General features: G+C 58.6%; 21 protein-coding genes. 6 read left to right on the plus strand and 15 right to left on the minus strand.

Annotated elements, in window-relative coordinates; translation table 11 throughout:
• Nucleotides 1-6: 6 nt before the first annotated feature.
• From ACK28C_RS06455 to ACK28C_RS06470, 4 genes are all read left to right on the plus strand, one after another.
• Nucleotides 7-807, plus strand: coding sequence for a carbon-nitrogen family hydrolase (locus ACK28C_RS06455; RefSeq protein ID WP_015556458.1), 801 nt, complete (start codon nt 7-9; stop codon nt 805-807).
• 57 nt (nt 808-864) lie between these two features.
• Nucleotides 865-1863: a DctP family TRAP transporter solute-binding subunit gene (locus ACK28C_RS06460; RefSeq protein ID WP_015556459.1), complete on the plus strand. Its 999-nt coding sequence runs from the start codon at nt 865-867 to the stop codon at nt 1861-1863.
• Nucleotides 1864-1960: 97 nt separating this feature from the next.
• The gene (locus tag ACK28C_RS06465) at nt 1961-2431 is read left to right on the plus strand and encodes a TRAP transporter small permease (protein ID WP_409152645.1); all 471 of its coding nucleotides are present in this window, start codon (nt 1961-1963) and stop codon (nt 2429-2431) included.
• A gap of 5 nt (nt 2432-2436) precedes the next feature.
• Complete coding sequence (locus tag ACK28C_RS06470; protein ID WP_409151930.1) at nt 2437-3708, plus strand: TRAP transporter large permease; 1272 nt, start codon at nt 2437-2439, stop codon at nt 3706-3708.
• A 280-nt stretch (nt 3709-3988) separates the two neighbouring features.
• Here the strand turns inward: ACK28C_RS06470 and ACK28C_RS06475 are convergent, their stop codons facing one another.
• The 9 genes from ACK28C_RS06475 to rlmN form a co-directional block, all read right to left on the minus strand.
• On the minus strand, nt 3989-4837 hold the full coding sequence (locus tag ACK28C_RS06475; protein ID WP_409151931.1) for an ankyrin repeat domain-containing protein: 849 nt from the start codon (nt 4835-4837) through the stop codon (nt 3989-3991).
• A gap of 315 nt (nt 4838-5152) precedes the next feature.
• Nucleotides 5153-6433, minus strand: coding sequence for a TRAP transporter large permease (locus ACK28C_RS06480; RefSeq protein WP_015556460.1), 1281 nt, complete (start codon nt 6431-6433; stop codon nt 5153-5155).
• Between the two features lies 1 nt (nt 6434).
• Nucleotides 6435-6986 (minus strand): TRAP transporter small permease, encoded by a 552-nt coding sequence (locus tag ACK28C_RS06485; protein ID WP_015556461.1) that lies wholly within the window; start codon nt 6984-6986, stop codon nt 6435-6437.
• 89 nt (nt 6987-7075) lie between these two features.
• On the minus strand, nt 7076-8056 hold the full coding sequence (locus ACK28C_RS06490) for a TRAP transporter substrate-binding protein (RefSeq protein WP_015556462.1): 981 nt from the start codon (nt 8054-8056) through the stop codon (nt 7076-7078).
• Nucleotides 8057-8159: 103 nt separating this feature from the next.
• Nucleotides 8160-9392, minus strand: coding sequence for a lactate racemase domain-containing protein (locus ACK28C_RS06495; protein ID WP_015556463.1), 1233 nt, complete (start codon nt 9390-9392; stop codon nt 8160-8162).
• 44 nt (nt 9393-9436) lie between these two features.
• Nucleotides 9437-9862 carry an aconitase X swivel domain-containing protein gene (locus tag ACK28C_RS06500; protein WP_015556464.1) on the minus strand — a complete coding sequence of 142 codons (426 nt, stop codon included), beginning with the start codon at nt 9860-9862 and terminating at the stop codon, nt 9437-9439.
• Nucleotides 9862-11079 carry an aconitase X catalytic domain-containing protein gene (locus ACK28C_RS06505; protein ID WP_015556465.1) on the minus strand — a complete coding sequence of 406 codons (1218 nt, stop codon included), beginning with the start codon at nt 11077-11079 and terminating at the stop codon, nt 9862-9864. Before ACK28C_RS06505 ends, ACK28C_RS06500 begins: the two co-directional genes overlap by 1 nt.
• A gap of 433 nt (nt 11080-11512) precedes the next feature.
• The gene (locus tag ACK28C_RS06510; RefSeq protein WP_409151932.1) at nt 11513-12817 is read right to left on the minus strand and encodes a hypothetical protein; all 1305 of its coding nucleotides are present in this window, start codon (nt 12815-12817) and stop codon (nt 11513-11515) included.
• Between the two features lie 808 nt (nt 12818-13625).
• Entirely contained in the window at nt 13626-14705 is a 1080-nt protein-coding gene (rlmN, locus tag ACK28C_RS06515; RefSeq protein ID WP_208873044.1) for a 23S rRNA (adenine(2503)-C(2))-methyltransferase RlmN, read from the minus strand.
• 166 nt (nt 14706-14871) lie between these two features.
• On the opposite strand from rlmN, the gene ACK28C_RS06520 reads away from it, so the two are divergent.
• Nucleotides 14872-16242 (plus strand): HAMP domain-containing sensor histidine kinase, encoded by a 1371-nt coding sequence (locus ACK28C_RS06520; protein WP_015556466.1) that lies wholly within the window; start codon nt 14872-14874, stop codon nt 16240-16242.
• On the opposite strand, the gene ACK28C_RS06525 is transcribed toward ACK28C_RS06520, so the two are convergent.
• From ACK28C_RS06525 to ACK28C_RS06535, 3 genes are all read right to left on the minus strand, one after another.
• On the minus strand, nt 16190-16924 hold the full coding sequence (locus ACK28C_RS06525; protein ID WP_015556467.1) for a DedA family protein: 735 nt from the start codon (nt 16922-16924) through the stop codon (nt 16190-16192). The genes ACK28C_RS06520 and ACK28C_RS06525 overlap by 53 nt on opposite strands.
• Nucleotides 16925-17088: 164 nt before the next feature.
• Complete coding sequence (ligA, locus tag ACK28C_RS06530; protein ID WP_015556468.1) at nt 17089-19140, minus strand: NAD-dependent DNA ligase LigA; 2052 nt, start codon at nt 19138-19140, stop codon at nt 17089-17091.
• Nucleotides 19141-19254: 114 nt separating this feature from the next.
• Nucleotides 19255-19884, minus strand: a complete 630-nt coding sequence (locus ACK28C_RS06535; protein WP_015556469.1) for a TIGR04076 family protein — start codon at nt 19882-19884, stop codon at nt 19255-19257.
• 318 nt (nt 19885-20202) lie between these two features.
• On the opposite strand from ACK28C_RS06535, the gene ACK28C_RS06540 reads away from it, so the two are divergent.
• Complete coding sequence (locus tag ACK28C_RS06540) at nt 20203-20841, plus strand: J domain-containing protein (RefSeq protein ID WP_015556470.1); 639 nt, start codon at nt 20203-20205, stop codon at nt 20839-20841.
• Between the two features lie 444 nt (nt 20842-21285).
• Here the strand turns inward: ACK28C_RS06540 and ACK28C_RS06545 are convergent, their stop codons facing one another.
• Genes ACK28C_RS06545 through ACK28C_RS06555 form a run of 3 tightly spaced genes read right to left on the minus strand, consistent with a single transcriptional unit; the run spans nt 21286 to nt 23059 of the window.
• A complete protein-coding gene (locus ACK28C_RS06545; RefSeq protein WP_208874004.1) occupies nt 21286-21702 on the minus strand; it encodes a DUF4276 family protein in 417 nt (138 codons plus the stop codon).
• Nucleotides 21693-21890 (minus strand): hypothetical protein, encoded by a 198-nt coding sequence (locus tag ACK28C_RS06550; RefSeq protein WP_015556472.1) that lies wholly within the window; start codon nt 21888-21890, stop codon nt 21693-21695. Before ACK28C_RS06550 ends, ACK28C_RS06545 begins: the two co-directional genes overlap by 10 nt.
• A complete protein-coding gene (locus ACK28C_RS06555; protein ID WP_409151934.1) occupies nt 21887-23059 on the minus strand; it encodes an AAA family ATPase in 1173 nt (390 codons plus the stop codon). Before ACK28C_RS06555 ends, ACK28C_RS06550 begins: the two co-directional genes overlap by 4 nt.
• Nucleotides 23060-23207 lie beyond the last annotated feature (148 nt).

Genomic DNA, 23207 nt, shown 5'->3' on the forward strand with positions numbered 1-23207 from the left:
AGCGACATGAAACTACGCGTTGGTGTCCTGCAATTTGACGTAGTCCTGGGCGATCGGACGAAAAATAGGGCGACGCTTCAGAGATGGCTGAAGTCAGCCTTGGTGCCGTCCGACCTTACGACGGTGCTCGTGATTCCGGAAATCTGGGATGTGGGTTACGCTCTTCCCCGCGCGAAGGAGCTGGCTGACCCTGAAGGGAAGGGGGCGGCGGAGTTTCTTGGCGCCCTTGCCAGACAGTACGGCGTCTGGTTTGCGGGGGGGACGGTGCTTGCTTCCACGCCTGAGGGGTTCGCAAACCGAGGACAGGTTGTCAATCCTCGTGGCGAGCTCGTTGAGTATTACGACAAAGTGCACCTCATCCGCCTTATGGAGGAAGATAAGTACTTTGTTCCAGGGAGGAAAGAGTGCCTCTTTGATGTGGACGGCATCCGCGCTGGCTGCGTGACGTGCTACGACATCCGTTTTTGCGAGTGGGTGCGGACTTATGCGCTGGATGGCGTGCAAGTGCTCTTCGTCGGTGCGGAGTGGCCCATGTCTCGAATTGATCACTGGGAGGCGTTGCTTCGGAGCCGTGCTATTGAAAACCAGATGTATGTCGTCGCCTGCAACCGGTGCGGCGAGTCCGAGGATACGCTCTTTGGAGGACGTTCCATGATCCTTGGGCCAAAAGGCGAGGTACTCTTCCAGGCCGGCGCCGGCGAGGAGGCAGGCTTTGTCATCCTCGATATGGATGAGGTGGAAAAAACGCGCGGGTTCCTGACGGTCTTTAACGATCGAGTGCCGGGAATATACAAGGTGGAGCGATAATGCCGGATTGACTTTAATTTGGGTGAGCACGATTCCTGAAATCCAAGAGGGGAGCGAATGAAGATGAAACGAAGAATGTTGTTGAGCGTTGTTGCGTTGTTGTGCGTAGGTTTTTGGACGAAAGCAGCCTTTGCGGCAGCTGTCAACATCAAGTTGGCGCATGGTGGCAGTTTGGAGCATCAGTACCACATTGGGGCAATGGAATTCAAGCGCCTTGTTGAGGAGGCTTCAAACAAGGAAATTGAGGTTACGATCTTCCCACAGGGGCAGCTTGGGGGGGAGCGCGAACTGGCAGAGAGCGTTCGCATGGGGACTGTCGAGATTGGCGAGTTGGCGGCCAGCAACATGGCAGGGTTTGTGCCGGAGTTGCAGGTGTTTGGCATCCCCTTCCTCTTCACGGGCAAGAATGCCGTCTACTCTGTTTTGGACGGGGAGATTGGCGCCGAGTTGAACGGCTATATGCTGAATAAGGGCTTCGTCAACCTTGGTTATTGGGAAGTGGGCTTCCGCAATATGACGAACAATGTTCGCCCGATCAAGAAGCCGGAGGATGCTAAGGGGCTCAAGATTCGAGTTCAGGAGTCCAAGATATGGATTGAATTCATGAAGGCGCTGGGAGCCGTCGCGACGCCGATCCCCTTTGGTGAGCTTTATTCAGCGCTGCAGCAAAAGGTGACGGATGGCGAAGAAAATCCTATCGCTACGATCTACTCCATGAAGTATTACGAGGTGCAGAAGTACGTTTCCATGACAGCCCACACCTACGAACCCGCACTGGTTATCGTGAACCAGCAGTGGTTTGAGGGACTGGATCCAAAGTATCAGGCGATTTTGAAGGATGCCGCAATCAAGACGGCCACGTTGCAGCGTGTCAAGTTGGCGGAGCTCGAAAAAGAACGTCTGGAGATCATCAGAAAAGCGGGGGTAGAAATCGAGGAAAATCCGGACCACGCCGCTTTTGCCGAATTGACAAAGGACCTCTATAAGGTGATCTCGGACACTGTGCCCGAAGAACTGGTCATGAGAATTCGGGACGCGATTGCCAAGGCCCAATAACAAACGAAACATTTGTTGCTCGCCTTGTGATAAGGGGGGTGTTGCCCCCCTTTTTTCGTTTGGAACTGTCTGTAGAGGAGTGAGTGCGTTGCAGAAGATGCGATGGCTTTTTGCGACTGCATCGGGAATTTGCCTGGCTGTCGTTTTCCTGGTGACATTGGGCCAGGTCGTTCAGCGCTACGTTTTCCATATGCCCATGCCATGGGCGACAGATGTCACAAGAATATCTTTTATCTATTCCGTGTTTTTTGGCATGGGCGTCGGGGTATTTAATAAATCCCATCTCAACATCGACGTCTTGGTAAGACTGCTTCCCAAGCGTATTCAGCCGTGGTTTGCCCTGCTTTCTAACATCATTGTGATGATTTTTCTTGGTGCTGTCTTTCGCTTCAGTATTCCCTTTGCTCAGGCAAATGCCGATCAAGTGACCCCTTATCTTCTCCTGCCTATGGCCTGGATATATTATGTCATTCCCATCACAGTCACCTTTATGCTCATCTTCCTACTGATCGATACCGTTAAACTCTTGCGCAGCATGGCTATGACCCAATCCGTGGATGGAAGGTGACGCTGATGCTCTGGATCGTTGCGCTGTTTGCAGTGTTTCTTCTTGGCGTTCCGATTAGCTTTTCTCTTGGAATTGTCACGCTGGCAGGTTTGGTCGGTTCGGGACTGCCGTTACAGGTGGTCGTCCAGCGTATGTTCACCGGGGCGGATAACTTTGCCTTTGTGGCCATTCCTCTTTTTATTTTAGCGGGCAACTTGATGGCCGTTGGCGGAATTTCAAAGCGTATTACTTCGTTTGCCGATATGTTGGTCGGACATTGGCCGGGCGGCCTGGGGATGGTGGCCATAGTAGCCTCCATGATATTTGCTGCAGTCACGGGATCGGCCATTGCGGCCACGGCAGCAATCGGCGCTATACTCATCAGCGAGATGATTGTGAAAGGCTATTCACGACCCTACGCTGCGGCATTGGTGGCCACGGCTGGCTCCATTGGTCCCATCATCCCCCCAAGCATTCCGCTTGTAGTTTATGGCGTCATCGTCAGTAGCTCCATTGCAAAGCTTTTCATGGGAGGGGTCATCCCCGGCATCCTGATGGGAGTTTTCCTCATGATCGCTAACTGGCGTATCAGCAAGGTTAGGGGATACGTGGGGCGGGAAAAGAAGGCCAAATGGTCTGAGATCCGTCAAGGACTTCGTGACGCGGTGTTAGCCCTTTTAATGCCCATAATCATCATTGGCGGCATCGTAGGCGGCATCTTCACGCCGACGGAATCTGCGGCCATCGCGGTAGCCTACGCCTTGGTGCTGGGTGGGTTGATCTACCGCGAGCTCTCTTGGCGTTCACTCGCCAAGGCTTTCGTTGATGCAGCAGTGACCACAGGGGTCATCCTTACGGTGCTGATGACGGCAAACTTGTTTATCTGGTTTATGACCGTGAAAATGATTCCCCAGTCCATCGCTCAAAGCCTGCTCTCGGTAATCAGCTCAAAGTGGGGCGCGCTTATGGTGATGAACATTATCCTGCTTATTGCGGGAACATTTATTGACACAACAAGTGCAATCACGATTTTTGTGCCGCTTTTTCTGCCTCTAGTGCAGACGTTTGGCATTGATCTTATTCATTTTGGCGTCATGGTGGCGGTCAACCTGACGATTGGCATGTGTACTCCACCGCTTGGAGTCTGTCTCTTCGTCGCTTGCGAGATTGCGGATACCACTTTGACGAAAATGTTTAAGGACCTCATCCTTATGCTCATCCCGCTTCTCATCCTGCTGGCCCTCATTACCTACATTCCAGCCACTGTTCTTTGGCTGCCCAATGTTCTTGGGCTTTAGGAATGGCTAATGCTGGTCCTCACTGTGAGGAGCAGCATGGTATTCGTTTCCTTCAATTTCCTCAGCGCTTGCCTGCCCCCTGAAGAGCGTGAGCAACAATAGAGACAACGAGACGAACCCTAAAACGCTGCGAGTGAGTAAAGTAGACTTCTTCACCAACGTGCTCCTCTCCCTTCCAGTTTTGTTACACCGTGCCGCCGCCTGCGTTTTCAATCCAGCGGCCTCAGCAAACTCGTGAACGAAGGGCCTGCATCGGCCCTTCGTTTGCCCTTCATTTTCTTCAATTTTGTCCGGCCTTTTCCTCCAGCAGCTTCAACGCCCCTGTGGCCTTGAGTTTTTCATTCATTCTTGCGTAGTCGAGGGCCGTTTTGCCCTCGTCGTTCTTTGCCTTTGCGTCCGCTCCCGCCTCCAGCAGCGCCGTCAGGGCTTTGGGGTTGGGGTTGTGTTGGGCCGCGAGCATCAAAGGAGTCCAACCCTCTTTGTTTTTGGCGTTGACGTCCGCTCCAGCCTTGATCAAGGCCCTCAGAACTTCCGGGGTGTTCTCGATCGCAGCAGCCATCAACGACGTCGCACCATATTTGTTTTTGGCGTTGACGTCCGCTCCGGCCTCCATCAAGACCCTCAGGGCTTCCGGGTTTGAGTTGTATCGGGCCGCAACCATCAACGGCGTCCACTCATCTTTCTGTTTGGTGTTGACATCTGCCCCCGCGTCCAGCAGCGCCGTCAGGATTTCCGGGTTTGAGTTGTTGTACGCAGCAAGCATCAAAGGCGTCAAATCAAATTTGTTTTTGGCGTTGACGTCTGCCCCCGCGTCCAGCAGCACCCTCAGGGCTTCCGGGTTCGAGTTGTATTGGGCCGCAAGCATCAACGGCGTCAAGCCATCTGTGCCTTTAACGTTGACCTCCGCTCCCGCGTCCAGCAGCGCCGTCAGGGTTGCCAGGTTTGAGTTGTTGTACGCAGCAAGCATCAAAGGCGTCCACCCATATTCGTTCTTCGCGTTGACGTCCGCTCCGTCTTGAATCAGCTGCCGCACCTTTTCGGGCCCTGCTTTGCCGGCTACCTCCAGGAGCTCTTCCGTCGTTCCGGCGCCTGCCTGCCCCCTGAAAAGCGTGAGCAGCAAGAGAGACAACGAGACAAACCCCAAAACGCTGCGAACGAGTGAAGTGGACTTTTTCCCCAAAGCGCCCTTCTCCCTTCTCCTTTTTCAGCGTCCGGCCTTTTCCGTCAGCAGCTTCAAGGCCCCTGTGTCCTTGAGTTTTTCGTTCTCCCCCGCGCAGTCGAGGGCGTTTTACCCCAAATGGTTTCAATCTTTTTGTTGCGTCTGGCCTGACAATCTGGCAAGTATTATAAACCGTATTCTAACGATGTTGGAAGGTATGGACCACGGCACTGGTTTATGACGGTGAAAAGGATACCCCAGTCCATCGCTCAAGTGCGGAGAAAGTTAACGGAGAACCTTGAGGAGTCCCATCGTCAGCACGGGGAAATAGGTAAAGAGCAAAAGACAGGCCACCATGGCGCAGAAAACTGGCACGATCTCGCGTGAGATGCTTTCTATATTCTCTCCTGAGATGGCTGAGGCGACGAAAAGATTGATGCCGTAGGGAGGAGAGATGAACCCGCAGGCGAGGTTCACGGTGATGATGAGCCCGAAGTGTATGGGGTCAATGCCAATGCTACGCACAACGGGCAGGAGAATAGGCGTCAGGATGATGACTGCGGCGATGTTATCCACAAAACAGCCGAGGACCAACAGGAAAAAGTTGATGATGATCATCAAGAGGAAAGGGCTTTCAGCGAAGCTTGTGAACCACTGGGCGATGTGCGCCGGTATCTGCGCCATGGCAAGATAGTTGGCGAACGCCATGGAGAGTCCAATGAGGAAGGACGTGGCACCGTTGATGAGTGCCGTGCTCTTAAGACAGTCATAGAGCGTTGCCATGGTCAGCTCACGGTAGACGAACTTGCCTATAAAGACGGAATAGGCCACGGCAACGACAGCAGCCTCTGTTGGGGTAAAGACGCCACCGTAGATGCCGCCAAGGATGATGACAGGGACCAGCAACGCCCAGAACGCCTCACGAAAGGCCTTGGCGACGGAGCTAAACTTCGGACGCTCGGCCATGCTGAGATAATGCCGCTTACGCGCCGTGAAGTAGCATACGAGCATTAGAGCAATGCCGATAATAATACCCGGCACAATTCCGGCAATGAACATATCGCCAATGGATGCCTTAGCGACGATGCCGTAGATGACGAAAGGGATACTCGGCGGGATGATGACGCCAATGGTCCCTGCCGCAGCGGTGATGGCCGCCGCAAACCCTGCGTCGTACCTGCGCTCCTTCATGGCTGGAATCATAAAGGAGCCGATGGCGGAAACCGTCGCGGGACCCGATCCAGATATCGCTGCAAAGAACATGCACGCCAGCACCGTCACCATGGCAAGCCCGCCGACGATCCAACCCACGAGGCTCTCGGCAAGGGTGACAAGGCGGCGTGAGATGCCCCCGCTGCACATCAGCGAACCCGCGAGGATGAAGAATGGTATGGCCAAAAGGGGGAAGGAGTCTAAGCCTGTAAACGCCTTCTGCGCAATCATAACCATCGGGATGTTGGACGTAAACAGCATCATGATCCAAGTTGAAAGTCCCAGTGTGATGCCGATGGGGATGCTGAATGCGATGGTGACGATGAGGATGGAGAATATCAGAATGGCCTCCATGTCACTTGCCTCCCTCTAACGGTTCTGTCGTGTCGCCGGATGGCTTCAGCTCCGTCGCCCTGACCTCGCCACTCTCAGCGTGTGAAAGGCCGTTTTTGTGGAGCTTCCATATTTCGACGATGAGGCGCACACACATCAACGCGCACCCTGCCGGGACGGCGGCGTAGGGCCACGTCATGGGCATGCGCATAGCGGCCGAAACCTGTCCTGCACCACGGATGAAGAGGACGAGTTTTGTACCGTACCATGTCAGAAAAAAGCTAAAGGCAAACCAGATCAGAAGGACAAGGTACTCGATCCATATTCGGGATGCCCCCTTGAACAGGTCCACGAGCATCTCCACCCGAAAATGGCTTCTTTCGCGCACGGCGTAGCTGGCGCCAACCCAGGAGAACCATAAAAATATGAAGCGAGCCAACTCCTCGCTCCACGAGAGCGAGTTTGCAAAGACGTAGCGCATCACAACCTGCACAAAAACGACGATGGTCATGATGGCAAGCGTCCAGACGCAGAAGTACTCCTCAAAGTTGTTGAGAAATTTTTTTAACGTCATGAAAAATAACCGTTCCTTTCACCGCGGAATCACCGGAATAAAAAGGCGCCCCCAGGGGGACGGGGGCGCCAATGGAACACGGGGAGCGCCTACTTCTGCACTTGCTTGATGATTTCCATCAAATCCTGTCCCAGCTCATCGGCGAACTGCGGATAGACCTCCGCCGTTGCCGCCACAAAGGGTTTTTTCTCTTCAGCCGTCAACTCGTTGGCGGTCATCCCGGCTTCGGTGACCTTTTTCTTGAAACTTTCCTCCTCTTCGGCCATGGCCTTGCGTTGCGCTTCCGTCGCATCTTTTGCGGCCTTCAACACCAAATCCCGCAGGGCCTCCGGCAGGCCGTCAATGAACGCTTTGTTGGCAATCAACACCTCGAAGGAAAAGACGTGGCCCGTTTCGGAAACGTACTTCTGGACCTCGTAAAACTTTCCGTCATCGATCATCGCATAAGGATTTTCCTGTGCATCCACAGTGCCTTGCTGCAGGGCCGTGTAAAGCTCTCCCCAACTCATGGGTGTGGGGTTGGCGCCGAGCGCCTTGAAGAACGCGATGTGCATCGGGTTCTCCATCGTGCGGATCTTCAGGCCCTTCATGTCGTCCGGCGTGTGAATGGGGTTACGGTTGTTGGTAACGTGACGGAAGCCATTCTCCTGGTAGCCCAGGATCAAGATGCCCTTCTCTGCCGTCAGCCCGTTCAGTTTCTCTCCAAGCACGCCGTCCACTGCGGCAAATGCGGCCTCGCGCGTCGTGAAGAGGTATGGCAGATCAAGCACCTGAATGCGCTTTTCAAAACCGGCCAGGACGGAAGAGGAGGGGATGGCCATTTGAATGGCGCCAAGCTGCACGCCTTCGCACAGCTCACGGTCCCCGCCAAGCTGGCCGTTAGGATAGAGTTCCACCTTAATTTTCCCCGCCGAGCCTTCTTCGATCTGCTTTGCGAAGACATCCTTCATCACCGTCATCGTCGGATGGGATTCAGAGCCGATGTACCCCAGCTTGATCGTATAATCTGCTGCCTGGACCCCTGAGGCTGCAATCAACACCAGAAGCGCCGCGCCAAGAAATTTTTTCATCGTATTTTTCCTCCTCAGTTATAAAATATATAAAGACGTTTTAAGAAGCGAAATCGATTCTTTCTTTGTTAAACTGATCCTTGCGCAATATTTTGTAAAGCTCTTAAGAAAGGCGCTCCAGCTTTTTGTTTCCCTCCACGCAGGGGAGAAGCGCCTCCGACACCTCAATGGTTTCCAAGTTTAACGTGTTTTTAATCCTCACGATTTTGAGGTTTGCCCGGTCCACCCCCCTTGCAAGCTGAAGGGCAAAGCGCACGGCCTCCTCCTCGGATTCCGCCGTGATGGGTATTTTGACGTCCTCAGGCGCCTTAACGGCCAGTGCGTTGGCGTACATGGACGGAAGGTCCAATTTCTCGAGGACGCGGCGCGTGATCACGTCAAAGAGTCCGACACCGATGGCGTTGCCGTGGGACGGGGCTGTGACATCCAGAAGGATCATACGCTTAATTTTCGGCACGGGAAGCACGAACTTCTTGAGGAGAGAACTGCGGCCCAGAACGTTGGGGTCGAACCCGGCGCCGGATATGTCCTTGCCGATCTCCTCGACGACCAACACGTCGATGTCGGGGAGCATCAACGTGGGCATGAGCCCCTTCGCCGTTTGCAGAAGCTCCTTCTCTCGTTCGACGATGTCCTCCACAGGCACAGCCTCGATCATGGCTGTTTCGTCATATGCGTTCTCAAGGATTGCGACGCCGAACCCAACAGGCGCACGAGCCATGACGATGCGCGCTGCCTCGATCAAGGTTTCCGCAAAACCCTCGAAGCTCGCTTCGTGTAAAGCCGAGCATCCCACGTGGTTGCCAAGCCCTATCGTCAACATCTTGCAAAGGCCGCTCTGGATGTCGCCGACGAAATCCGTGTGCAGTTTGACGCGGTTGATGGGCACGATGAGGTCTGCCTCAAGCGCCGCGGAATCGACCCACACCTCCAGCCCGCTTTTTGTCTTTCCGACGCGCGTCGCGTCTGGAGCCGTGATGATGGGAATGCCCATGGCGTTCTCCGTGATGCCGTAAGAATTCAGGATATGAAGTTGGCCCTCCTGAGTTCCCCCTCCGTGGCTTCCCATGGCGGAGACGATAAAGGGGTTGCCGCCCCAGCGCTGAATCTGCACCAACACCTCCTTCACGATCCGTGCAAGGTTTTTGATGCCGCGGCTCCCCACCGCTACGGCCACCCTTGCGCCCGGCTTAATCCTGTCCGCGATGCAGGCTTTTTCAAACTCGCGCCTGATTTGAGCCTCAAGGTCGTCAAGCCTCGGCCTTGAAAAGTGCTGCCGGACGCGGTGCATTTTGGGAAGAGGATAACGATAGGATTCATCGAGCAGTACGGGCATTTTCTCTGAGTCCTTTTCTCTCGTCCCCGCGCAGTGTGGGAGCGCTATTTTCCACTTTTCTGCACGCGGACTTCACCGGCATCCGCGTCAACTTCCACGTAATCACCATCCTGAATGACGCTGAATGGGTCCGCCTCTAGCCTATCGACCATTGTGCAGCCCACCATAACAGCGGCGGAAACGATGACGGGCTCCGTCTCTTTAATGATGATTGCGGACGGGAGATTGTGCTTCCCCCAGAGTTGATAGAACCCATCTACCTGCACCACGGAGCTGCCCTTGCCGGATTTGAGCGCTAAAATTTTGTTTGCGATGCATTTACCTTGAATCGCATGGTTGCGCTCTATGACGTTTCCCGTGATTGGGTCCGTAAGGTAGAAGCACATGGCGTCCCGAGAGACAATAGCTTCTCCCGCCGCTTTTCCTTTAACAATACCGCGGCATTTGTAGACCTTTATCTCGTCAGCCATCATACGAGCCTCCCCTTTATCGCGGCTTCAACGCACTCCGAGAGCCTGCGGATAGCAAAAGGCTGGCCGCGGCGCTCGCGGTAATAGGCACACTTCGGTGAGTCCGTAAGTCCCAGACTCCCCTCGAAGGACTTCCAACATGGCTCGTCGATGCAAGTATTCCCCACCATACGCACGCCAAGAAGCTCCAAGTGCTCGCGAAGGTGCGAGCGTTCCGCCAACTCTACAGCACCCGATTCTGCCAGTATCCAGAAAGCTGTATTATGATTAACTTTTCGCCCATTAAAGAGGCGTTCTACCTCAAGAAGCTGGCTGTAGGTGTAGTGCGGGCAACCTAACATGACGAGATTAATATCGCCTACAGCTGGTGTAAGCCTGTCCTCCTCTGCCTCAAGGTCCTTGTTTGTAAGGACGACCTCTGCTGCAGGAACCTTTCTTCCGCCGAAAGCCGACTCGACATCCGGCGCTTCCGGCGTGATTTTGACCATGTGGTACATCGCTACGGAGCCGCTGGTCGCGGCTTCGGCGCCGAAGTACAGGAAGTCCTCCGGTCCCGGCCTGACTTCTTTTTTAAATTTCAACACGGGAATGCGGGTGCCGGCTATGGGACCGACACAATGCCCTAGCATGCCCCAGTCGTAATGGTCCTTCATCTCAGCCTCGACCTCAATTAAGAAATCCCCGCGTCGGTTTTCGTCGATGTGGTATCCATAATAGGGCGTTTCACCGATTACCGCTGCAGCCAGAGCGCTGATGGAGGACTCTCGATTGGACCGGGCTCCTAGCGCTCCATTGACGTAGGGTGTCGCACTCGATTCGGAAAAGGCAACGTGTTCGCCGAAAAAGGGGACATTGGAGCAGACGCCGGGAGCACAATGGTATGTAAGTTTGGCACCTATCCTCCGGTAGGCATCACCCGTCCGGTTTGCAAGGTCCAACTCTTCCTTCGTGACGTCGTAGAACTTCGTGAGATAATCCGTATCCCAGTAGGGGTTGGTCGTGGGGGGCACGGCGCAGGTCGCCCCTCCATCGGCCAGAAGCTCACACCAGTAAGTGTCCCCCTCCTGTCCGCTGAGCGCCACATGGGCGCGCTTGATTGAAATAAGCTTCTCTGCGTCAAAGGTAAGGGCGAGCGCATAGAGCATTTCCATCGCTTTCTGCTTCCCGACGCCTTCAGCTCCGTCGAGTATTCGCTTTTCTTCGTCAGTAAGACGCATGATCAACTACCTTTCTCCATCTGTTAAACCTACTGTCTGCTTTCAGAACAGAACGGCCTCATAAATCTCCACCTCTTGGGGCGGGGGAACGTTCCGCTTCAAGTAGCAGCACCTTTCTTCGTGGAAAACCTGCTTAGGCAAAAAATAAATTGCCGTTATGCTCATTGACCACTGTTTTTGTTGCGAGTTTTATCGTAGAATCAGTTTAATTAATAATATTAAAATTGTCAAGCCACGTGTCGTTGCCCAAATCCACGGGAACGCAAAGCGCGGGCAAAGTAAAGGGCCAGGCAGAGGAAAAGTTTTAAAAAATGGGCTCTGTACCCCTCCGCTGCCTTCAAATACGGAAATATCTTCCCGTTCTCACAATAACCCCGTCAGCGTGAGCTCGCACCCACACCCCCTCTCGGCTATTGGCCCAGCGTTCTCCTGCTCATTCCAGCGAGATAGCCAATTTCTCAAGCTTCCGGTACGCTCCCAGAAACCAACTCCCGACAACTCCCCCTTTCACCTGCAGCACCATGCGGCGCGCATGGCGCACCATACGCCCTATGCTCGTGTAAAACACAAATCGCAGCGTCCTGGGACGGTAACTCCTCAACGCTTCAGGCAGAAGCAGACGCTTTAACAAACTGTGCAGCGACAGAGACAGCACCGACACATTCCACCAGAACGCGTTCGACCCAAATCGGTGCGAGATGACGTGCCCGCCGGCCAGGTCCTCCTTCAGGATGCGGTGCACTTCCTCTGACTTGCCGCACCGCTCACGATACCAACGGATTACCGCTCCTCCCTCCCAATCCAACAGGTTCGTCACGATACCAAACACCTTGTATACGTGGCCGCCAAGCTCCGTCAGATGCAGCTTCTTCACCTTGGCGTTCTCAGACTCCAGGTCGTCGATCAGCTCCGGTATGAACAGCTGCCGTGAGTCCTGCAGCTCCTGAGACAGTCGAAGCTTCTTTCCCGATCCCTCCAACTCGAATGCCTCGCGAATGGCAAGAAAACGGTACGTCGGACCGTTCTTGTCGAGACTCAAAGACTGTGGCGCATAGATGACCTCCGCCCATTCCTGACCGTTGCCCAAAGGGCGCCAATCCTTCTCACAAACTGCCTCCACCGCCTCCCTGAAATCCCTGTATACAGGACACGAGATCGCAAACTCGATCACCCCGAAACGCGCATCCTGACCCTCCGCCAGATAGCGCAAAAGACGCGTCTGGTAACCCGCACTGTCCGAACGGTACCTCACCTTCCTCACTCCCGCAGGAAGATGCGCCAGTACCCCCTGCAGCTGCTCCAGCTGTCCGTGCCCAGGCTTCACATTCCCGTCCCGGTATTCCGTCGCCACAGGCAGGTCGTACTCCGGACAGTACACGTTCAACGCCTCGTAACTCCGTTTCCCCTGGTAGTTGTACAACGCCCCGCTCGTCTCCGTCTCGATGAACGTCGCGTCCTGGTCCAGCGTCAACTCCTCCTGCGCAGACGCCTCGAACGCGCACCTCAGAAGATGGCGGTGCACCTCCTCAAATCCCCTCAGCGCCTCATTCGATGCCGGGACAAAGGAACGACCATGACCCCGCTCCCGGTCCTCCGATTCGTTATGAAAACAGCTGGCGTAGTCCCGGGCCGACGTCGGAGATGGAAACGGCAGGGAGACTTTCTTCAGCCCCGCCTGCTCCTTCAAAAACTTCAGGTGTTCCACGGCTCTGCCGCCGCTGAGGTTCAGCAGGACCATCGACAGAAGCTGCTCGGAGTCCCGGTACCCTTTGTCCTTCCTGATTCCTATGAAAGTATCGATGACTTAGTCAAGATGGAGCCGATTCCAAAGTTCGATAACGGGGAAAAGGCCGGCAAAAGGGGTGATGTCCTGCATCTTGTCCGTCGTCTTAACCTCGATTTTTGGTCGTCTGTATGGCATAATGGTCTTCGCACCTCGCAGGTGATGGCTTATTGTTTGGTGACTTAAGCTTAACACTGTTTTTACAAACAGTCCCTGCAAGGTGCTGTTTTTTTCCCCGCGGGTTGGGGCAAAGTTTGTGTCGTTGATCAGTGATCATGTCACCCTATAAGTAGTCAGAGAAAATGTCACCCTCCGCCGCGGCAGGCAGGTCTTTTGGTGATACTTAGGTATGAAGCAGAAGCGAGTGGCATTGCCACAAAAAGAGATCAAGCGTATCAAGGTCATGGTCTACATATCGAAGCGATAAACCATCTGCGTCGAGACGCGGCAACGATGCCGCGTCCCGACATAAGCGACCGGCACAGCATCTGCGGCTTACAGCCGCAGAGAGCTGGCCGTCTGCTTATGAGCCTCTGTCGGAGGCAGATCATCAAGCTCAGGAAAAAGTACGCGGCCCAGGGCGAAATGGGCCGTGTTCACGGTAATCGGGACAGACATCCCCCGCACAGGATAGTCATCGGTATCTGGCTCGCGAAGGGCGAGAGCACCTCAAACGATGTGGTGGCATGGCCTGCCTGCGGATATCTATAGACAGGACCCTTTCCCTCCTGGTGGTGTGGGTTGGAGAGCAGCGGCCAGCAGCCTAAGCCTTGACGGCCGCAAGCTGCCCGCAGGCGGCCATGATGTCCGCGCCGCGCTCCTTCCGGACCTCGAACTCGATGTGCAGCTCGGACAGCGCGGCACAGAACGCCTTGACGCGCCCTTCCGGAGAGCGGCGAAGGTCCGGCCGCATGGGGATAGGGTTGTAGGGGATCAGGTTGACGTAAGGGTCCAGGCCGTCCAACAGCGCCGCCATCTCGTAGGCCATCTGAGGGGCGTCGTTGACCCCGTCGATCATCGCGTACTCGATCGTGATGCGCTCCCCCGTACGGCGGCGGTAGAGGCGCAGCGCCTCCACCAGGCGGCTCAGGGGGTACTTTCGGTTGATGGGCATGAGCCGGGACCGCAGCTCGTCGTTCGGCGCGTGCAGGGAGATCGAGAGCCTCAGCGGAATCTCGAAGTCCGCCAGGTCCTCGATGCCGGGCACGATGCCGGAGGTGGAGATCGTGATGTGCCGGGCCCCCAGGTTCCTCATCTTCGGGTGGTTGAGGGCGCGGATGCTCTCAAAGACGTTCCGCTCGTTCAGCAGGGGCTCCCCCATCCCCATGAAGACGACGTTGTTGATCCCCGGCCCCAACCCCGCGTCCAGGACGCGCCGTTCCATCATAAGAAACTGCCCGACGATCTCTCCGGGCGTCAGGTTCCTCGCGAAGCCCAGGGTCCCCGTCGCGCAGAAGGTGCAGGCGAGGGGGCAGCCGACCTGGCTTGAGATGCAGGCCGTCCTGTGCCCTCCGTGGTCCAGCAGCACGGACTCGACGCGCGAACCGTCCGCCATCTGCCACAGGTACTTCCGCGTGCCGTCCCTCGATCGCCGGTCTTGAATCAGGATGGGCAGGGTCATCAGGACCGTCCCGCACAGCCGCTCCCGCAGGGACTTCGAGAGGCTGCTCATCTCGTGGTAGTCGAAGACCTTGTGACCGTAGATCCACTGGCAGATTTGATCCGCTCGAAAGCGCGGCTCGCCCAGCCCCTCCATCACCCTCCTCCAGGCATCGCAGCTCAGGGAGAGGGCGTCATCCTCCGCCGTCAACAAATTATCCGCAGGGCTCTCAGGGTTCTTCATGATTTCCTCGCGATGACGTGTCCTCGCGCCGCTCCTTTTCAAAAAAATTTCTCAAGCGTTGTCTTGAGCGTCCATTATCGTTTATTATAATAACGACAACAAAGTCCCGGACGCCCCACGGGGACGTCCGCCAATTCACCCGGCGCAGACCAGAGGAGGCCATACCATGCCGACGCCATTCGAGGAAAACGGGCTTCAGGCTCCGCCGCAGCGCGGGGCCACGCTTCAGATCATATCCCGGCTCTGTTCTTTGGCCGCCGTATTCCTGGCGGCGTTCCTCGTCGTCTACTACGGCAACGCCCTCCTGTTGAGGCTTCACGGACATCTCCTCGACAGGCAGGGCAACGTCACGACGCTCTCCTTCGCCCTCTCCAGGGTTTTGATCCACGGGCTGCAGAACATGCTGATCGTCGTCGCCTGGCAGGCCGTCGCCCGAAGGCTCTCGCACCGCACGGCGCATTTTGCGGACGCGGTCAACATCGTGGTCCCTCCTGTAGCCTTCATGGCAACCGCGTGGCTCCTGCCGCACCTCTCCCCGAACCTGACGCTCTCCTTTTCCATGAGCCCCGTCCTGGCCTTCCTCCTGCTGTGCCTGTTCCACGCCCTCACCCTGCGCGTGGAAAACGTGCTGGACCGCAGCCTGGCCCTCATCCTCTGGCTCTTCGCCTCCCACAGCCTGGAGATGATCACGGGGGTGCCCTTCCCCCAGTCCGCCCTGCCGGAGGCCGACGCCGCCTTCGTCAGCATGACGGGCTTTACGCTCTTCTTCTGCTTCCTGGCCGGCGCCATGTCCTCGTCCTGGCTGCTGGTCAAGTACTCCATCCGCCTGAGCGTCCTGAAGAACTCCTGGATCGGCGCGGAGCTGAAGCGCGGCGAGACGAGCGTCAGCGGGATCAACATGCTGGACGTCAACAACCTCGTGCACGACATGAAGAACGTCATCGCCGTCATCAAGGGCACGGCAAGGATGATGGACAAAAAGGAGCCCTCCGAGAGAACGGCGCTCCTCCTGAAGGCCGCGGACTACATGGGAACCATGACCCAGGAGCTCCTGTCGGGGGACGAGAAGCACGACCTTGCCCTAAGCGAGCTCTTCCGCACGATCGAGCGCCACAGCAGCGCCTTCCCGTGGAAGGACGAGGTTTCGATGCACGCCGCCCCGGAGGTCGAGGGAGCGCACATCATGGCGAACAAGCTGCGCCTCATCCGGGCCATCTTCAACATCCTGGACAACGCCTGGCGCGGCAACGCGCTGGTGGGCGCCCACGGCATCCTGCTGCAGGTGCGGCTGGACATCCACGGACGCATGGCGGAGTTCGAGATCATCGACAACGGCCCCGGCTACAGCGGAACTCAGGCGGCGGGACAGTCCGGCTGGGGCTCCACGGGGCTGGGCCTGGCCTTCACGCGGCGGGTGATCTCGCTGCACGGGGGCTCCTTGGCGATCACCAGCCGAAAGGACCAAAAGCGCGGGGCCAGGGTGGTTATTTACCTCCCAATCCTCCAGGGCCCGCGGCCTTCGACGCCCGACGCCTGAGGCACAGCCACGCGGCGTAGCCCGCGGCGATGAGGAGCGCCACGCCGACGCAGCCCAGGCTGATGACGTGCAGGTAGCGCCCCAGCCCCTCCTGGTGCCCCCCCAGAAGGTAGCCCACGAGCGTCAGGGCCACGACCCACCCCCCGGCGCCCAGCGCCGTGAAGGCCGTGAAGGTTCCGAGCGGCATTCGGGCGATGCCGGCAGGAAGCGAGATGTACTGGCGGATGACGGGCACCAGCCGGCCGACGAGGGTGCTGACGTGCCCGTGCCGGATGAAGAACCCCTCCGCCTTCGACACGGACTCCTCCGACACCAGGAAGTACCTGCCGTACTTCAGGAGCAGCGGGCGCCCCAGGCGGACCGCCACCCAATAGTTGAAGAGCGCGCCGAGGACGCTGCCCACGATGCCGGCGGCGATGGCTCCCCAGAGGGACATCTCGCCACGCCACGCCAAATACCCCGCGGGGGGCATCACCACCTCGCTGGGGAAGGGGAAGAACGAGGATTCCAGGAACATCAGGGCCGCTATCCCCGCGTAGCCCAGGCGCCCGATCGTCTCCACCAGCCAGGTGACGAAGCCGCCAAAGGCGTCCCGAAGCGGCGCGGCAAAGGCCAGGGCCGCGCAGCAGAGGGCGCCGCACAGCGCCGCGAGAAGGACCAGTTTCTTCCAATGTACGAGCATCTCTTTTCAGCTTCCTCCCGAAACTCGGCAAATTCGACAACCCGGCGGTTATTTTACGCGACCCCTGCGCCGGTCGCCAGAGGCGGACGGCGTATCCCGCCCTCCGGACTTGGGGGGCTGCCGAATATAAGGTGGAGGATTTTTGCCTTTCCCCAAAAGAGCGATTAAGCCGGGGCGCTGCCCCCGATCATCCGGAGGAAGTCCTCCTCGCTGACGATGGGGACCCCTAGCTCCTCCGCCCGCCTCCGCTTGCTCCCTCCGCCCGCGCCCGCCACGAGGAAGCTGGTCTTCGAGCTGACGCTGCCGGAGGCGCTGCCGCCGTGGGCCCTGACCAGCGCCTCCGCCTCGGCGCGCTTCATGGAGGAGAGCTCTCCCGTGAAGACGAAGGACTTCCCTTCAAGCTCCGTGCCCTCGTGCCCGGCGGCATCCCCTGAGGAGAAGTTCAGCCCGCGCTCCCTCAGGCGCTCCACGAGCGCCAGGTTCGCCTCATCGCGGAAGAACGCTTCGACGGATGAGGCGATGACCGGCCCCACGCCCTCGACGTCCGCGATCTCCGCCTCCGAGGCCGCCGACAGGGCGTCCATGCTGCCGAAACGTTCCGCCAGGAGCTCCGCCACGCGCCTGCCCACGAAGCGGATGCCAAGCGCCGCGATGAGCGCGGAGAGCGGACGGTCCTTCGAGGCCTCGAGCGCACCCATCAGGTTCCTGGCGGACTTCTCTCCCATGCGGTCCAGCGAGGCCCAGTCCTCCTCCGGCAGGTCGTAGACGTCGGAGAGCGTCTTGACCCGGCCGCTGTCGATCAGCTGCTCCGCCAGGCGCTCCCCCAGCCCCCGTATGTCGAGCCCCGCGCGGGAGGCGAAGTAGCGCAGGCCCTCCTTCAGCTGCGCGGGGCAGGAGGCGCGGTTCGGGCAGCGCAGCACCGCCTCGTCCGGCAGGCGCACCGCCTCGGACCCGCAGGCGGGGCAGCGCTCCGGCATCTCGAAGGGCCGCTCCGCGCCCGTGCGGCACTCCTTCTCCACGGCCACGACCTCCGGGATGATCTCAGCCGCCTTGCGGACGCGCACCACGTCGCCCACGCGAACGTCCTTGCGCCGAATCTCGTCCTCGTTGTGCAGGCCCGCGCGCTGCACGACGGTGCCCGCCAGCCGCACCGGCTCCAGGTTGGCCACCGGCGTCAGGGCTCCCGTGCGTCCCACGGAGACGTCGATGCTCAAGATCCTCGTCCGCGCCTCCTCCGGCGGGTACTTGTAGGCCACCGCCCAGCGCGGCGCGTGGGCCGTGGCCCCCAGGCCGTCCCAAAGCGTCAGGTCGTCCAGCTTCACCACGGCGCCGTCCGTCACGTAGGGCAGGGAAAAGCGCCTCTCCTGCCATTCGACGATGAACGCCTCCGCCTCGGCCAGCGACGCGCAGCGCCGCCACGCCGGCTGGATGGGCAGGCCGCGCTCCGCCAGCCACTCCAGGGCGTCCCCCTGACGCGTCACGCCGAGGGACGGGGCGTCAACGAGGTAGTAGAGGAAGGCGTCCAGGCCGCGCTCCGCGACGATGCGCGAGTCCAACTGGCGCATCGTGCCCGCGGCGGCGTTTCGCGGATTGGCGAAGGGTGGCTCGCCCAGTTCCTCTCGACGCTCATTCAGCGCATTGAAGCGGTCCCACGTCATCAGCACCTCGCCGCGCACCTCCACGCGCCCCGCCGGAGCGCCCTTCAGGCGCATGGGGAGGGTCCGCAGGGTGCGCAGGTTCTCCGTCACGTCCTCCCCGACGCGGCCGTCCCCCCGCGTGGCCCCCCGGACGAACCGACCGTCCTCGTAGAGCAGCGAGACGGCCAGGCCGTCGATCTTCATCTCGCAGGTGAAGGTCCAGTCGTCCTCCGGGACGTCCCCCCGGATGCGCTCCAGGAACGACGACAGCTCCCCGGCGCTGAACACGTTGTCCAGGGACAGCATGGGGCGTTCGTGGCGCACCTTCTCGAACCCCTCCAGCACCGTGCCGCCCACGCGGCGCGTCGGCGAATCCGGCCGCACCCGGTCCGGGTGTGCGCGCTCGAGCTCCGCCAGCTCCCGAACCAGCGCGTCGTATTCCGCGTCGGGAATCTCCGGCGCGTCCTCGTCGTAGTAGAGGCGCGCATGGTGCGCCAGCTCCTCGTAGAGCTCCGCCATGCGCGCCGCATCGTCCTGCCCGCGCTCCAGTCCGCGGTCAACCCCGCCCACGTCGTTCATGAAAACCTCCCCCAGGGATAAGACGCCACGACGCCCTCGCGCGGCCCTTCTGCCGCCCAGGCCGTCGCCTTGATCCGGCAGGCTGCCGGCTTGTCGTGAGCGACGGTCACTCGCTCAATCGATCCTTTCCGTTGAAAGCCCCGCCGCCGACACGGCTTTCCTCAGCAGGGCGTCGTCAACCGTCCCCTCCGGCGGCATGTAGACCTCTATCCATCGTTTATCCGGCCGAACGAGGACCCCTTCGACGCCCTCCAGGGCCTCCAACGCCGCCTTCGCCTCGACCTCCCTCGCCGCATCTTCAGCCCCCGCCAGCCTGACGACTTTGTAATCCTGGCGCTCGATCTTGAAGACGACCGGCCTCGTTCCGTCGTTGCAGCAGGCGATCATCATCCTCTCGTCGTTGGTCCAGTGCCTCATGATGCTGCCGCCCTGCAGGGCGGTGTAGATGTAGCGGCTGATGCAGTCCCATGCCTCCCCGCACTGACTGCCCCTTCCCATGGTCCAGAAAGTGTCTTCGTCGGCGTATCGGTAGAAGATGAACTCGTCACCGACGTGATAGAAGGGGCAGGGGCCGGATTTTGGGTCGGCTAAGTACTTCTCCTGATATTCCGGAAAACATCTCTTGTCAATCACCGTGACCTTGCATCGATGTTGCATCGCATCCACCCCCCGAATGGCTTTCGAAACGACGGCCCTGATGCCGCGCTTTTCCGCTGAAACGCGGAGTGAAAAAGCTCCGGCCATTGCCGCCGCTGGCTCGTCCCTTGTACAGAAATCCACATCATAAATTATTATACGCGGCAGGGCCGATGGGGCAAAGGGGGCCCGGACCTTCTCAGACAGGGTCGAGGACCGGCGCAGCGGCCCCGCGGCGTCACGCCCCGTCCGGGGCGTCGGGGTGCGGGCGTCGACGCCAGAGTCAGTTTAACCTGTGCAAGGACTGGCTTGATCCTCGATAAAATCGTCGTGATCTGTGGATTGGGGAGCCGAGGCCCCTTCCTCGAAGCCGTGTTATGTCCTATACTTGTCTGTATTCACTGTAATGCCGAAGGGGGTTTGGGTATGGATGAGTTGCGAGCCTATGCCGTCCTTGGAGTACCTGGAGACTCACCGTTCACTGCTGTCCATCAGGCCTATTGCCTTTTGTGCTGTCTCTACAGCGCTGAAAACGACCCGTCCCCTGAGGCTGCAATGAAGTATCAGGAGGTGAGGACGGCCTACGCGGTCCTGAAGGAGAAATTCGAGAACAAGTCTATTTCGACACAACGGAATCACGACGTTTCGGTGCCGCAAGGGAGCTTTTCGGCGGACGCCATAGCGAATTTGATCTTCTTCGAGGCGAGGCGCGAGAAGGAGGAGAAGCGCCGCCGCAGGATCCGGTTACTGGGAGCCGTAGGGGGTTCTCTGCTGTTCCCGATTCTCAGCGGAAGCGGAATGTATCTTCTGTTCGGGCTCCTTTCGATCCCCGCGACATACCTCTTGTGCTCCTTTCTGGAGCAAAACGACATCCTCTCCCAAAGGGGAACGGACGAGGCCTTCTTCTCCCTGCCCTGTCTGAGCTGGTTCCTGTGGCATCTCTTCGTCTCTTTTGAAGCCTACCGTGGCGACGCATCCTTTCTTCTCGTCGTCAAACTCATCGGCAGACAGACCTATTTTATTATGATCGCTTATTTTCTGAGTTTGTGGCTCCGGAGAGGCTGAAAACCGGCTCTTCCTCGGATGGCGGTTTCAGCCGGGGAAGAGCTCATACCAAGTCACGTTTAAAGAAAAGCAGGAAAGGCCCTCCTGCAAGGGGCTGCCCCACAGGGGGGAGGGGCGGCGAGTGTTTTTCGTAAGACGCGCCTGTCTGACATTCCCGCCAACGCCTCCACAAGGCAATCCATTGCCTTGCTTCGGCACAGCCGACCGACACGACGCCGGCCGCCTGTCGGCGTCCGTAAGTCGTGTCGTCTGGCTGAACCCCTCCGCCGCCCCTGGCGGCACCTCCCCTTCCAGGGGAGGCGATCCACGTCGTTAAACGCGAATTGGTGTCAGGTCCAGGTCCCCCTCGCGAATAGCGTAACGGGTCGACTCGGCTATGCTGTTGCAGCCCACGCCCCATGCTGAAGGACAAAACGTGAGCGGTGCCGGACCCGTCGTTTCCCTCTACGGGATGGCCTGGCCGCCGGACAGAACCAGGAGCGTATTGACGAAGGCCTTGAGCTCGGGACACTGCCCGATTGCGATCAATAAATCGTTGTCCCGCAGTATGGCCTTGGCGTCGCGGGGCTTGACGTAACTTTTTTTGCGTTTCCCCGCCTCGAAGATTTCCTTGATATGACAGGCCGGAGGTTTCCCGTGATCGATGGTCTCCGGTTGTCCTTGAGGGGCGGCTTTGTCGTGAAGCGCCAGCTTTTGGATCGTCGTCCAGTAGGGCAACAGCCAGGCCTCGAAGTCATGCTGTGCCGCGTGTGGATGGAACCTCGGCTCGTTCCCGACCCACTGACGCATCTTGGCTTTGGCGTCTGCGGCATCGTTGAAGTCGGGCGGTTGGGTCCCCGTGTAGACGTCCGTCAGAGCGATGACGTGATCCGAGCTCCCTGCAACAAGTTATGCACCAAACGTTTCAGTTTTTCTGCCTTTGGAATGCGGCCGTCCTGAGGAAGGAAATCCAGCCTGGGCATTCGGGAAATTCTTGAGCGCAGAAAAGCGGTGAGGGCTTCCTTGAAAGCGGTCTCCGTCCTGCCCTCCACGATGATCGAGAGCTTCATGCCCGCCCTCCCATGCGCCCCATCCGCCAGACCTCGTCCAGGGAATATTCGTCGAGCCAACGGGCGAGATCCAGGGTATCCGCGGGCGTGATCGTCGCCTCCCCCTCCTCGCCGACATCCATCACGTAGACCTCGTCGGGTTTCAAGAAACGGACGAACCGATCGGAGTGGGTCGTGACGATCAACTGAGTCCTGGCGGAGGCCTCCCGCATCAACTGGGCCAACAGGTCCAGAAGCTCGGGGTGCAGGCTGACCTCCGGCTCGTCGATCATCGTCACCGTCGAGAGCTCGGGGCTCTGCAGCAGGGCCGTCAACCAGAGGAAGCGCAGGGTCCCCTCCGAAAGCTCATCGGCGTATATCGGGCTCTCAAACTTTTTGTCCTTCCAGGACAAAGCCAGCATCCCTGCGGCTGCGGGCGGAAAAGTCAGCTCCTCGAAATCCGGGTAAGCCGCCCTCAGGGCGTCCGTTACCGCATCGAAGCGGGGCCGGTCGCTCTCCCTCAGGGAGTACAGAAACGGGAGAAGGGCCTCACCATTTGCCCCCGGCAGGTCAGCCGGTTTTACGGGTTGAGGCAGTTTGATCGGAGCTCTCGATCCCACGTCCAGGGTATGATACTGCGTTGCGGTCGCCAGGACGCGGCGCAGGGCCTCCGGCTGACGAAACATCCTGGGGACCTGGGAGAGGGCCGTCTCCCCTGGGTTGTAGTCCCAGTCCGGGACGTCCAGGCGCTTCGTCTCCGTGTTGTAGTACTCGACCCTCCCATGGTGGGCGTCGATGTAAAAAAAAGGCCTGGGACGATCCGACTTCTGCTGCGACAGCGTCTCCTGGGTTATGGAAGAGCCGGCTCCCCTGGGCTCCATTTGAAGCCGATACCTCAGAGGCTCGTAACCGGGCACCTCCATATCGACGGCCAACGCCATTTCTTCGCATTTGCCACGAGTCAACAGCTTTGCGACCCCTCCGAATCGGGACAGGGTTTCGCCCAACCTCCCAGCGGCCGAGGCGGAGAGGAGCGTAAGGGCGTCCAAAAAGGAGGTCTTCCCCACCCCGTTCGCACCGATCAGGACCATGAAGGGCCTCACTGGAATATCCAGCGATCGCAGCCTCCGAAATCCCTCTATGGCAATTCTCCTGATCTTGTAGGTCCCGAACGCCGCCTGCTCGTTCATGGCTCTCTCCTTTCATCCGAAGAAAATCCGATCCGCCCCAGGCGCCTTTCGCGGGGGCTCCCGCGACCCGATACATCGCGATGGGGTCAAAGACCCGCTCAAAGAAGACCCGATACGAAAATCCGTCGTTCGTCGTTTTCATCGCCCC

The organism is Fretibacterium fastidiosum (assembly GCF_964642095.1).
GTDB classification, from domain to species: Bacteria; Synergistota; Synergistia; order Synergistales; family Aminobacteriaceae; genus Fretibacterium; species Fretibacterium fastidiosum.